Genomic DNA, 12,491 nt, shown 5'->3' with positions numbered 1-12,491 from the left:
AATCCATTGCAGCGGGGGTACTGCTAAATCGGTCGCGATTACGCGAGTGCCAGTTTTTGGCGCGCATATTGTAGCGCTTTTTCAATCACTTGCTCAATAGTTAAACTGGTTGAATCCAGAACTAATGCATCTTCTGCAGGAACAAGTGGGGCGACGGCGCGGTTACGATCGCGGTCATCGCGCTCTTTTATCTCGGATAAAAGGCGATCAAAGTTAACACTAAACCCCTTTTCCTGCAACTGAAGCATGCGGCGTTGAGCACGTTCTTCCGAAGAGGCGTCGAGGAAAATTTTCACTGGCGCATCAGGGAATACCACCGTTCCCATATCGCGTCCGTCAGCGATCAGCCCCGGGGCTTCACGGAACGCGCGCTGACGACGTAAAAGCGCCTCGCGAACGCGCGGGAACGCCGCGACCTGAGAGGCCGCATTAGCCACTTCCTGCGTACGGATTTCGCCGCTCACGTCTTCCCCTTCAAGGATAACTTCCAGGTTGCCATCGGTCGATACGAAACGCACATCCAGATGCGCAGCCAGCGGAACCAGCGCTTCTTCAGACGCGACATCCACATGGTGATGCAGCGCGGCCAGCGCCAGCACGCGATAGATTGCTCCCGAATCTAAAAGATGCCATTGCAATGCTTCCGCCATCGCTTTGCACAGAGTACCTTTCCCTGCGCCACTCGGCCCATCAATGGTGATTACCGGGGCAACTGCCGTCATCTTTTTCTCCTTAAATAAGGCATACCGTTTACATGAACGCCGCGCATTATACGCGCCAACGTGCGCAACTGTTACCTTTGCGTGCAAATTACGGAATGATTGAAGCAGAGTGTAGAAGAAATGAGCGGAGGTGTTCGTAATGAAGCGTAAGGAAATGCCGCATCGGGTGATGCGGCAATACGTTATCAGGCCAGCGTGCTAATGCGTGCCAGCTGTTCGAAGTAGTCCGGGAAGGTTTTCGCGGTACATTTCGGGTCAAGAATCGTTACAGGCGTGTCTGAAAGCGCCACCAGCGAGAAGCACATCGCCATACGGTGATCGTTGTAGGTGCCGATTTCCGCAAACTGCAGTTTTGCCGGAGGGGTCACGCGAATGTAGTCTTCGCCCTCTTCCACCTCAGCACCGACTTTTCGCAGCTCGGTCGCCATCGCGAACAGGCGGTCCGTCTCTTTTACGCGCCAGTTGTAGATGTTACGAAGCGTGGTAGTGCCTTTGGCGAACAGCGCCGCCGTGGCAATGGTCATCGCCGCATCCGGGATATGGTTCATGTCCATGTCGATGGCGTTCAGCTCGCCGTGGGTACAGGAGATGAAGTCATCGCCCCAGGTGACAATGGCGCCCATCTTTTCCAGCACGTCCGCAAAACGGATGTCGCCCTGCACGCTGTTACGGCCAATACCGGTCACTTTTACCGTGCCGCCTTTAATCGCACCCGCGGCCAGGAAGTAGGACGCGGATGAAGCATCACCCTCAACAAGGTAGTTGCCCGGAGACTGGTACTGCTGCGCCCCGCGCACCACGAAGCGCTGATAGGACTGGTTTTCCACCTCAACGCCGAAGGTTTTCATCAGGTGTAGCGTGATATCAATGTACGGTTTAGAAACCAGGTCGCCCTTGATGCTAATAACCGTATCCTGCGGCGCCAGCGGCGCGGTCATCAGCAGTGCCGTCAGGAACTGGCTGGAAACGCTGCCGTCAACCTCGACGTGACCGCCGGTAAAACCGCCGCGCAGACGCAGTGGCGGATAGTTTTCCTGCTCAAGATACTCAACCTGCGCGCCGCCCTGACGCAGAGCATCCACCAGGTGACCAATCGGACGCTCTTTCATGCGCGGCTCGCCGGTCAGCACGATGTTGTTGCTCCCCAGGCACAGGGCCGCCGCCAGCGGGCGCATCGCGGTACCGGCGTTGCCCAGAAACAGCTCAAGCTCTTCGCCCGAGCGCAGCGCGCCGCCGTTGCCGGTCACTTCGCAGCGGGTACGATCGTCGGAGAGAGTGTAATGAACGCCCAACGCTTTCAGCGCATTGAGCATATGGCGTACGTCATCGCTGTCCAGCAGGTTTGTAAGGACGGTGGTGCCGTTTGCCAGTGCTGCCAGCAGTAGAGCGCGGTTCGAGACACTTTTTGAACCAGGCAGATTAATGGTGCCATCTACCCGCGCGATAGGTTGTAACGTCAGGGATTCCATGAAAACTTAACTCTCAACTCAACATAATAAAAACCCCGCAGCAGGGCTACGGGGGTGAAAACAGCGCTATTAACCGTGGCGACGTTCGAAGTCGATCATGAAATCTGTCAGAGCTTTAACGCCTTCCAGCGGCATCGCGTTATAGATGGAGGCACGCATGCCGCCAACGACACGGTGACCTTTGAGCGAATGCAGGCCTGCCGCGAAGGACTCTTCAAGGAACACTTTATCCAGGCTGCTGTCCGCCAGCTGGAACGGCACGTTCATCCGGGAACGGTTAGCTTTCGCCACATCGTTGCGATAGAAATCGCTTTTGTCGATCACGCCATACAGCAGTTCTGCTTTCTGCTGATTCACCTTGTCCATCTGCGCCACGCCGCCGTTTTGCTTCAGCCATTTGAAGACCAGGCCGGAAAGGTACCAGGCAAACGTCGGTGGGGTGTTGAACATAGAATCGTTGTCGTTCAGCACGGTGTAATCAAGAATCGACGGGCAGGATGTATGTGCTTTACCCAGCAGGTCTTCACGCACGACGACGATAGTCAAACCGGCCGGACCGATATTTTTCTGCGCGCCCGCATAGATAACGCCGTAGCGGCTGACATCAATTGGCGCAGACAGAATGGTGGAGGAGAAGTCGGCGGCAACCACGACATCGCTGCCGAAGTTTGGCGTCTCGTCGATGGCAATCCCGTCAATGGTTTCGTTCGGGCAGTAGTGCAGGTACGCTGCGTTATCAGAAAGCTGCCACTCGCTCATTGGCTTCACGGCGCGCAGGCCATCAACGGTCACTTTTGCGTCGATAACATTCGGCGTGCAGTATTTATGCGCTTCTTTAACGGCGCTTGCCGCCCAGTATCCTGCATCAACGTAGTCTGCCGTCGTTTTGTCACCGAGGATATTCAGCGGAACGCCTGCAAACTGGCCGCGTCCACCGCCGTGGCAGAACAATACTTTGTAGTTCGAGGGAATATTCAGCAGATCGCGAAAATCCTTTTCTGCCTCTTCGGCCACCTGAATAAACTCTTTACCACGGTGGCTGATTTCCATCACCGACGTACCGAGACCGTTCCAGTCACAGAGTTCCTGTTGAGCCTGTTTAAGCACGTCTGCCGGTAACATTGCCGGACCTGAACTGAAATTAAAGACTTGAGCCATTTCCCCTCACCACGCTAAAAGCCATAAGTTATAACTGTGGATATCGGTTTTATCATTCAGTGACACGCGCCGCAATGTCTAAAACTTATGACCCGTGAAATGTGCCCCGCGTCACACAAAACAATCTGCCGCCTCGCCATGACAAAACCGACAAAATGGCTGTCAGGTGATGCGTTTGGCCCGGCTAACCTTCGTCCATTCCGGATTTGCACAGCGGGGGCATAATTGACGATCCCCCGGCTGCATCGCGAGCACATGGCTACATCTCACGCAGGCATACTCGCCTGACTCAGGTACGGTTCTGAAACGCTCGATCAGCATATCCGGCAGGATACACAGTCCCGGCTTCACCTCGTCGTCAGAATAGTAATAGACGCTGATCTGCCCGTTGGTCTCCATGATCGCCAGACGCACCTGCCCGAGCTGTTCAACGCTATTCAGTCGTAGCTCCATAAAGAACTCAAACTCGGTCATATTGGCGCTTTGTACATTTTCCCAGGCCAACTGCCCGTCCTCGACGATAACGACCGGCTTCCCCTCAAGCAGATCTTCCAGCTTTTCGCTTTTCGACATCAGCCACATGACAAGGCGATAAAGAAGCGCCAGTGAAACAAAAACGATAAACACCGGCACCATCGGCACATCATCATAGAAGGCGACATCCCCCGCCGCTGAACCCAGCGTCAGGATGATCAACACCTCAAAGAGCGACATCTGCCGTACGCCGCGACGGCCGGTGATTTTAAGAAACAGGAAGACAAGTACGAAGGTATACAGGCTGCGCAGCGCCACTTCGCCCAGAAATTCAGGAGGAACTTTATCAAACGCCATCCGCTGGAGATCAAATGCTTTCATTTTTCTATGCCTTAACAGTCAGTTACTGCCACTAAGCATAGCCCAGCCATTTATTTTCGCCGAAGATAGCACCCGTCACGCAAAACCCGTATCATTGCGCGCTTTACGTACGATAAAAGTGAACGCCATGACTCAAACGTTTATCCCCGGCAAAGATGCCGCTCTGGAAGATTCCATCGCTCGCTTCCAGCAGAAACTGACCGACCTGGGTTTTAACATCGAAGAAGCCTCCTGGCTCAATCCGGTGCCTCACGTCTGGTCCGTGCATATTCGCGATAAAGACTGTGCCCTATGCTTTACCAACGGTAAAGGCGCGACAAAAAAAGCGGCACTGGCCTCTGCGCTGGGTGAGTATTTTGAGCGTCTGTCCACCAACTATTTCTTCGCTGACTTCTGGCTGGGCGAGACTATCGCTAACGGCCCGTTCGTTCACTATCCAAATGAAAAATGGTTCCCGCTGACCGAAGACGACGAACTGCCGGAAGGTATTCTCGACTCACGCCTGCGTGCCTTCTACGATCCAGACAACGAACTGACCGCCAGCATGCTGATCGATCTGCAGTCTGGCAATGAAGACCGTGGGATCTGCGCCCTGCCGTTCACCCGCCAGTCTGACGAGCAGACCGTTTATATTCCGATGAACATCGTCGGCAACCTGTATGTGTCCAACGGTATGTCCGCCGGTAACACCCGCAATGAAGCGCGCGTGCAGGGTCTGTCCGAAGTCTTTGAACGCCACATTAAAAACCGCATCATCGCCGAATCCATTAGCCTGCCTGAAATTCCGGCCGACGTGCTGGCGCGCTACCCGGGCGTAGTGGAGTCCATCGCTAAGCTGGAAGCAGAAGGTTTCCCAATCTTTGCCTATGACGGCTCGCTGGGCGGTAAGTACCCGGTTATCTGCGTCGTGCTGTTCAACCCGACAAACGGCACCTGTTTCGCCTCCTTCGGCGCGCACCCTGACTTCGGCGTGGCGCTGGAACGCACCGTCACCGAGCTGCTGCAGGGCCGTAGCCTGAAAGATCTCGACGTATTCACCCCGCCAACGTTTGACGATGAAGAGGTGGCTGAACATACCAACCTCGAAACCCACTTCATTGACTCCAGCGGTTTGATCTCCTGGGATATGTTCAAACAGGACGCAGACTATCCGTTCGTGGACTGGAGCTTTGCAGGGACAACGGAAGAAGAGTTCGCGACGCTGATGGCGATTTTCAAAGCCGAAGACCAGGACGTCTATATCGCCGACTACGAGCACCTGGGCGTCTATGCATGCCGCATTATTGTTCCCGGCATGTCCGACATCTACCCTGCAGAAGATCTGTGGCTGGCGAATAACAGCATGGGTGCACATCTGCGCGAAACGCTGCTGGCTCTGCCTGGCAGCGAGTGGGAAAAAGAAGATTATCTGAACCTGATCGCCCAACTGGACGAGGAAGGCCACGATGACTTCACCCGCGTACGCGAACTCCTGGGTCTGGCGACCGGTAAAGATAACGGCTGGTATACCCTGCGTATCGGTGAACTGAAAGCGATGCTGGCCCTGGCGGGTGGCGACCTGGATCAGGCCCTGGCCTGGACCGAGTGGACCATGGAGTTCAACCAGTCGGTCTTCTCTGCCGAGCGCACCAACTATTACCGTTGCCTGCAAACCCTGCTGCTGCTGGCACAGGAAGAGGATCGCGAACCGCTGCAATACCTGAATGCTTTCGTGCGCATGTACGGTGCTGAGGCTGTAGAAGCAGCCAGCGCGGCCCTGAGCGGTGAAGCGCCGTTCTATGGCCTGCAGGCTGTTGATAGCGATCTGAAAGCCTTCCCGGCGCACCAGTCGCTGCTGAAGGCCTACGAAAAACTGCAGAAAGCAAAAGCCGCTTACTGGTCAAAATAAGCGCACATAACATTACCAGCAGTAGGCGTATTCAATCGTCTGGGCTATATTACGGGGCAATTTCATTGCCCCGTTTTTTATTTTCTTCGGCAATGACTGTTGATTGTAATAATAAAGTTAAACATGGGTAAATATAATAATATTTACCTGGGCTTTACTGTTACTTTTTATGGTAAATACTCCATATTAATTAACTGTATCCGAGGTGGCTGAACGAAAAAATTCAACTCTTTTCATAACTTTTAAAATTTATTTTTATACGGATAATCAAACACTTACTCCGCATTTGCTGTAAATCCATACACACTGCGGGCCTATAAGCCAGGCGAGATATGATCTATATCAATTTCTCTTCTATAATGCTTTGTTAGTATCTCGTCGCCGACTTAATAAAGAGAGAGTTAGTGTGAAAGCTGACAACCCTTTTGATCTTTTACTCCCTGCTGCGATGGCCAAAGTTGCCGAAGAAGCGGGTGTCTATAAAGCAACGAAACACCCGATGAAGACGTTCTATCTGGCGATCACGGCTGGTGTGTTCATCTCTATCGCTTTCGTCTTCTACATCACCGCCACCACCGGTACTGCCGGAATGCCTTTCGGTATGGCCAAACTGATTGGCGGCATTTGTTTCTCACTGGGTCTGATTCTCTGCGTCATCTGCGGCGCCGACCTCTTCACCTCAACGGTGCTGATTGTCGTGGCAAAGGCTAGCGGAAGAATTACCTGGGGTCAGCTGGCACGTAACTGGCTTAATGTTTACGTGGGTAACCTGGTTGGCTGTCTGCTCTTTGTTTTGTTGATGTGGCTTTCTGGCGAGTACATGACCGCCAACGGTGGCTGGGGCCTTAACGTCCTGCAAACCGCCGACCACAAAATGCACCACACATTTATCGAAGCCGTTGCTCTCGGCATCCTCGCTAACCTGATGGTCTGCCTGGCTGTATGGATGAGCTACTCGGGTCGTAGCCTGATGGACAAAGCCTTAATTATGGTTCTGCCGGTTGCGATGTTTGTTGCCAGCGGCTTTGAGCACAGTATCGCGAATATGTTCATGATCCCAATGGGCATTGTCATCCGCGACTTTGCGAGCCCGGAGTTCTGGACCGCAGTTGGTTCATCCCCGGAAAGTTTCTCACACCTGACTATTATGAATTTCATTACTGATAACCTGATCCCTGTCACTATCGGGAACATTATCGGTGGGGGTCTGTTAGTTGGGTTGACATACTGGGTCATTTACCTGCGTGGCGACGATCATCATTGATGGTTTTCTCAGGCAGTAAATAAAAAATCCACTTAAGAAGGTAGGTGTTACATGTCCGAGCTTAATGAAAAGTTAGCCACAGCCTGGGAAGGTTTTGCGAAAGGTGACTGGCAGAATGAAGTAAACGTACGTGACTTCATTCAGAAAAACTATACCCCGTATGAAGGTGACGAATCCTTCCTGGCTGGCGCAACTGACGCGACAACCAAGCTGTGGGACAGCGTAATGGAAGGCGTTAAACTGGAAAACCGCACTCACGCGCCAGTTGATTTTGACACCTCCGTTGCTTCCACCATCACTTCTCACGATGCTGGCTATATCAACAAAGCCCTTGAGAAAATCGTTGGTCTGCAGACTGAAGCACCACTGAAACGCGCAATCATCCCGTTTGGTGGTATTAAAATGGTTGAAGGTTCCTGCAAAGCGTATAACCGCGAGCTGGACCCAATGCTGAAAAAAATCTTCACCGAATACCGCAAAACCCACAACCAGGGCGTATTCGATGTTTACACCAAAGACATTCTGAACTGCCGTAAATCTGGCGTTCTGACTGGTCTGCCAGATGCGTATGGCCGTGGCCGTATCATCGGTGACTACCGTCGCGTTGCGCTGTACGGTATCGACTTCCTGATGAAAGACAAGTACGCGCAGTTTGTTTCCCTGCAGTCCGATCTGGAAAACGGCGTAAACCTGGAAGCGACTATCCGTCTGCGTGAAGAAATCGCTGAACAGCACCGCGCGCTGGGTCAGATCAAAGAGATGGCTGCTAAATATGGCTGCGATATCTCTGGTCCTGCTACCAACGCTCAGGAAGCTATCCAGTGGACCTACTTCGGCTACCTGGCCGCAGTTAAGTCTCAGAACGGCGCAGCAATGTCCTTCGGTCGCGTATCCACCTTCCTGGATGCTTACATCGAACGTGACCTGAAAGCAGGCAAAATCACCGAGCAAGACGCTCAGGAAATGATTGACCACCTGGTCATGAAACTGCGTATGGTTCGCTTCCTGCGTACTCCTGAATATGATGAACTGTTCTCTGGTGACCCAATCTGGGCAACAGAATCTATCGGCGGTATGGGCGTTGACGGCCGTACTCTGGTGACCAAAAACAGCTTCCGCTTCCTGAACACCCTGTACACCATGGGTCCTTCTCCGGAGCCGAACATCACCGTTCTGTGGTCTGAAAAACTGCCTCTGAACTTCAAGAAATTCGCCGCTAAAGTGTCCATCGATACCTCTTCTCTGCAGTACGAGAACGATGACCTGATGCGTCCGGACTTCAACAACGACGATTACGCTATCGCTTGCTGCGTAAGCCCAATGGTTGTTGGTAAACAAATGCAGTTCTTCGGTGCGCGTGCAAACCTGGCGAAAACCATGCTGTACGCTATCAACGGCGGCGTTGATGAAAAACTGAAAATGCAGGTTGGTCCTAAATCTGAGCCGATCAAAGGCGACGTTCTGAACTTCGACGAAGTCATGGACCGCATGGATCACTTCATGGACTGGCTGGCTAAGCAGTACGTCACTGCACTGAACGTTATCCACTACATGCACGACAAGTACAGCTACGAAGCCTCTCTGATGGCGCTGCACGACCGTGACGTTATCCGCACCATGGCGTGTGGTATCGCTGGTCTGTCCGTTGCTGCTGACTCCCTGTCTGCAATCAAATATGCGAAAGTTAAACCAATTCGTGACGAAGATGGTCTGGCTATCGACTTCGAAATCGAAGGCGAATATCCTCAGTTTGGTAACAACGACTCTCGCGTTGATGACATGGCGGTTGACCTGGTAGAACGTTTCATGAAGAAAATTCAGAAACTGACTACCTACCGTAACGCTATCCCGACTCAGTCTGTTCTGACCATCACCTCTAACGTTGTGTATGGTAAGAAAACCGGTAACACCCCAGACGGTCGTCGTGCTGGCGCGCCATTCGGCCCAGGTGCTAACCCAATGCACGGTCGTGATCAGAAAGGTGCTGTTGCCTCTCTGACTTCCGTAGCTAAACTGCCGTTTGCCTACGCGAAAGATGGTATCTCTTACACCTTCTCTATCGTGCCAAACGCGCTGGGTAAAGACGACGAAGTGCGTAAAACCAACCTCGCGGGTCTGATGGATGGTTACTTCCACCACGAAGCGTCCATCGAAGGTGGTCAGCACCTGAACGTGAACGTAATGAACCGTGAAATGCTGCTCGACGCGATGGAACACCCTGAGAAATATCCTCAGCTGACCATCCGCGTATCTGGCTACGCAGTACGTTTTAACTCCCTGACTAAAGAACAGCAGCAGGACGTTATCACCCGTACTTTCACTCAGTCCATGTAAGTGGAATTGACTGAAATCACGCGTTAACAAGCGTACAATAAAGGCTCCACGTCAGTGGGGCCTTTTTAGCACCCTCTCCACCTCAGTCTCTTTTGTCCGCTATCTATACTTAATGGATAACAGCCAAAACAGACTTAACACAGCCGGCTTTGAGCTGTGCATACACAGGCCCGGGACGGGCCGATGATGGAGATATCACCGCAATGTCAACTATTGGTCGTATTCACTCCTTTGAATCCTGTGGCACCGTTGATGGCCCGGGCATCCGCTTTATCACCTTTTTCCAGGGCTGCCTGATGCGCTGCCTGTACTGCCATAACCGCGATACCTGGGACACGCACGGCGGCAAAGAAGTGACCGTTGAAGACTTGATGAAAGAGGTGGTGACCTACCGCCACTTTATGAACGCGTCCGGTGGCGGCGTCACCGCATCCGGCGGTGAAGCCATTCTGCAGGCTGAATTTGTCCGCGACTGGTTCCGTGCCTGCCACAAAGAAGGCATTCATACCTGCCTCGACACCAACGGCTTCGTACGCCGTTACGATCCGGTTATCGACGAGCTGCTTGAAGTGACCGATCTGGTCATGCTCGATCTCAAACAGATGAACGATGAGATCCACCAGAACCTGGTTGGTGTCTCAAACCACCGCACGCTGGAATTTGCCAAATACATTGCCGATAAAGGCATCAAAACCTGGATCCGCTACGTGGTGGTTCCCGGCTGGTCAGATGATGACGACTCCGCGCACCGCCTGGGGGAATTTACCCGCAATATGGGCAACGTCGAGAAAATCGAGCTTCTGCCCTATCACGAGCTGGGTAAACATAAATGGGTGGCAATGGGCGAAGAGTACAAACTCGATGGCGTGAAGCCGCCGAAAAAAGAGACGATGGAACGCGTCAAAGGTATTCTAGAACAGTACGGCCACAAGGTGATGTATTAAAGAAAAGGCCCGGTGCGAACCGGGCCTTTTTATATTCTATTTAAAGACGCCGTTAATAACGGACGTCACAATGGCTGTACTCAGCGCAATTAAGACCAGGTCGTCTCCGACCACGCGCCATTCATAGCCAGGGTAGGAAGGAAGCTGGCCCAGCATTGAGGCCGGCACGGTTTTCTTCGCAATGCCCGGAGGCAACGGCTTACCGCGCGCCAGGTTTTTCGCGATACCCGGAGGCAGAGAGTCATAGCCCGTTAAGCCATAATTCAGCGCCAGATGGCGGGCATGATCGAAACTCACGCGAGCGTCGACATCGTTACCGACATCTTTACTGCTTTTAAAGCTTTTATCCGATTTTCCAGGGTTATCCTGACCGTTATTTTGCTTATTGCCATGGTTACCAGAATTCCCGTTACCATGATTACCGCCATTACCTTGCCCGCCACCGTTTCCGTGACCACCGCCATTCCCGTTTCCAGGGTTAGCCATGACCGGAGCCGTTGCAAACGTTAAAGACAACACTACGGCAAGTGCGGTAGTGGAAAAACGACGAATAGACATGATTGCTGCCTTATAGTGGTAGGACTCACATGAATTATCGCCTGGCGCAATAAACAAACAATAAGTAAAACTCTTAGTTGTGACAGGGACAAAAAAGCCTGTCATCGACAGGCTTTTATTTAATCAGGCATGTGCCACAGGCGTTGGATGCTCGCCTGCTTTGCGCAGCAGCATCAAGAGATAAATAAACGACACGCTGGCGATCATGATAAACAATAAATTATCGGAATAATTCTGCATCAGCATCGCGGTAAACGTCGGCCCTAATAAACTGCCGATGGTATAGCTCAGTAACAGCGCCTGGTTCATTGCCACCAGCTGGTGATGTTCAACTTTCTCACAGGCCCAGGCCATCGCGACCGGATAGAGCGTAAAGCCGGCGGCCCCGAGAATAAACAGCGCAGGCGCCATCGCGGCGTTGCTGAGCATGGCAAGGCATCCCATGATGACCACGAAGACCTGAACGCGAAGCACCAGCAGACGACCGAAGCGGTCCGCAAGGCGGCCAATCGGCCACTGCCCGACGATCCCCGCACTCACCATCACCGCCATCCAGAAGCCAATTCCGGAATCGCTGACGCCCTGATGATTCAGATAGAGCGGCATCAGGCCGTAGAGCGAGCCCAGTACAATCCCCGAGATAATGCAGCCGTTAACGCCCAGGCGCGCCTGACGCAGTCTCAGCATCGGCCAAACGTGGGTCGCTTCCTGATGCTCGCTGTTCTGGTTCACAATGCGCGTGAAGAGCAGCGGCAGGATCGCGGCGAGCACCATACCCGTTACCCACGGCAGAACGCTCATCAGATCGGTTGGCAGCTTGCTGACCATCAGTTGACCCAGCACGGTGCCGACGTAGTAAACCATCATATAGGCTGCCAGCAGGCGTCCACGGTTGCGCGAAGTGCCGCTGCACATCAGCGCGCTTTCAACTACCACCCAAATCATCGCGCAGCCTACGCCTGCGATAAAGCGCCATGCCATCCAGCTCCAGAAGCCGACCATCAGGCCCAGCCCGGCACACCCGGCGGCGAAAATCAGCGAAGCCAGATAATAGCTGCGATTAAAGCCAAAGCGCTTAATCAGGCTCCCGGTCATTAGCGTACCCAGCAGGTTCCCGGTAAAAAAGGACGAGCTGATCATACCCACCTGCCAGGTCGGTAAGTTTTCATGGGCGAGCCATAGCGGGACGAGCGTATTTAACACTGCGATCGCCAGGGTCAGCAGAAGCAGGCCACAGAGCAACAGAAGCACTGGCCGGGTATAGGTGGTCATGGATTAAAAACCGTGAGGAAGTTCAGA

10 protein-coding genes are annotated in these 12,491 nt (G+C 53.1%); 4 read left to right on the top strand and 6 right to left on the bottom strand.

Going from position 1 to position 12,491, the window contains the following annotated elements:
* Positions 1-38 precede the first annotated feature (38 nt).
* The 4 genes from cmk to ACOTZB_RS08260 all read right to left on the bottom strand — a co-directional run bounded on the left by cmk (position 39) and on the right by ACOTZB_RS08260 (position 4,204).
* Positions 39-722, bottom strand: coding sequence for a (d)CMP kinase (gene cmk / locus ACOTZB_RS08275; RefSeq protein ID WP_013097305.1), 684 nt, complete (start codon positions 720-722; stop codon positions 39-41).
* A gap of 185 nt (positions 723-907) precedes the next feature.
* The gene (aroA, locus tag ACOTZB_RS08270; protein WP_217072707.1) at positions 908-2,191 is read right to left on the bottom strand and encodes a 3-phosphoshikimate 1-carboxyvinyltransferase; all 1,284 of its coding nucleotides are present in this window, start codon (positions 2,189-2,191) and stop codon (positions 908-910) included.
* 69 nt (positions 2,192-2,260) lie between these two features.
* Positions 2,261-3,349, bottom strand: coding sequence for a 3-phosphoserine/phosphohydroxythreonine transaminase (serC, locus tag ACOTZB_RS08265; RefSeq protein ID WP_115874635.1), 1,089 nt, complete (start codon positions 3,347-3,349; stop codon positions 2,261-2,263).
* 162 nt (positions 3,350-3,511) lie between these two features.
* Positions 3,512-4,204: a DUF421 domain-containing protein gene (locus ACOTZB_RS08260; protein WP_111964569.1), complete on the bottom strand. Its 693-nt coding sequence runs from the start codon at positions 4,202-4,204 to the stop codon at positions 3,512-3,514.
* Between the two features lie 127 nt (positions 4,205-4,331).
* On the opposite strand from ACOTZB_RS08260, the gene ycaO reads away from it, so the two are divergent.
* The 4 genes from ycaO to pflA all read left to right on the top strand — a co-directional run bounded on the left by ycaO (position 4,332) and on the right by pflA (position 10,634).
* Complete coding sequence (ycaO, locus tag ACOTZB_RS08255; protein WP_111964570.1) at positions 4,332-6,092, top strand: 30S ribosomal protein S12 methylthiotransferase accessory factor YcaO; 1,761 nt, start codon at positions 4,332-4,334, stop codon at positions 6,090-6,092.
* Between the two features lie 406 nt (positions 6,093-6,498).
* On the top strand, positions 6,499-7,356 hold the full coding sequence (gene focA / locus ACOTZB_RS08250; RefSeq protein WP_008499974.1) for a formate transporter FocA: 858 nt from the start codon (positions 6,499-6,501) through the stop codon (positions 7,354-7,356).
* Positions 7,357-7,407: 51 nt separating this feature from the next.
* Positions 7,408-9,690 (top strand): formate C-acetyltransferase, encoded by a 2,283-nt coding sequence (gene pflB, locus ACOTZB_RS08245; protein ID WP_023310992.1) that lies wholly within the window; start codon positions 7,408-7,410, stop codon positions 9,688-9,690.
* Positions 9,691-9,893: 203 nt separating this feature from the next.
* Entirely contained in the window at positions 9,894-10,634 is a 741-nt protein-coding gene (pflA, locus tag ACOTZB_RS08240) for a pyruvate formate lyase 1-activating protein (protein WP_421626871.1), read from the top strand.
* A gap of 36 nt (positions 10,635-10,670) precedes the next feature.
* Here the strand turns inward: pflA and ACOTZB_RS08235 are convergent, their stop codons facing one another.
* Positions 10,671-11,192: an anti-virulence regulator CigR family protein gene (locus ACOTZB_RS08235; RefSeq protein WP_023310990.1), complete on the bottom strand. Its 522-nt coding sequence runs from the start codon at positions 11,190-11,192 to the stop codon at positions 10,671-10,673.
* 123 nt (positions 11,193-11,315) lie between these two features.
* Positions 11,316-12,464 carry an MFS transporter gene (locus ACOTZB_RS08230; protein WP_421626870.1) on the bottom strand — a complete coding sequence of 383 codons (1,149 nt, stop codon included), beginning with the start codon at positions 12,462-12,464 and terminating at the stop codon, positions 11,316-11,318.
* Positions 12,465-12,491: the final 27 nt, after the last annotated feature.

Source organism: Enterobacter cloacae complex sp. SHL020, from assembly GCF_049236945.1.
Lineage (GTDB): Bacteria > Pseudomonadota > Gammaproteobacteria > Enterobacterales > Enterobacteriaceae > Enterobacter > Enterobacter dykesii.
Note: the sequence above shows the minus strand (reverse complement) of the source record. Positions and strands in the feature narration are given on the sequence as shown.

Excerpts from the sequence above, each read along its gene's own strand:
- ACOTZB_RS08235 (WP_023310990.1), bottom strand. The coding sequence starts at position 11,192 with ATGTCTATTCGTCGTTTTTCCACTACCGCACTTGCCGTAGTGTTGTCT.
- ACOTZB_RS08230 (WP_421626870.1), bottom strand. The coding sequence starts at position 12,464 with ATGACCACCTATACCCGGCCAGTGCTTCTGTTGCTCTGTGGCCTGCTT.
- serC (WP_115874635.1), bottom strand. The coding sequence starts at position 3,349 with ATGGCTCAAGTCTTTAATTTCAGTTCAGGTCCGGCAATGTTACCGGCA.
- cmk (WP_013097305.1), bottom strand. The coding sequence starts at position 722 with ATGACGGCAGTTGCCCCGGTAATCACCATTGATGGGCCGAGTGGCGCA.
- ACOTZB_RS08260 (WP_111964569.1), bottom strand. The coding sequence starts at position 4,204 with ATGAAAGCATTTGATCTCCAGCGGATGGCGTTTGATAAAGTTCCTCCT.
- ycaO (WP_111964570.1), top strand. The coding sequence starts at position 4,332 with ATGACTCAAACGTTTATCCCCGGCAAAGATGCCGCTCTGGAAGATTCC.
- aroA (WP_217072707.1), bottom strand. The coding sequence starts at position 2,191 with ATGGAATCCCTGACGTTACAACCTATCGCGCGGGTAGATGGCACCATT.
- pflA (WP_421626871.1), top strand. The coding sequence starts at position 9,894 with ATGTCAACTATTGGTCGTATTCACTCCTTTGAATCCTGTGGCACCGTT.
- pflB (WP_023310992.1), top strand. The coding sequence starts at position 7,408 with ATGTCCGAGCTTAATGAAAAGTTAGCCACAGCCTGGGAAGGTTTTGCG.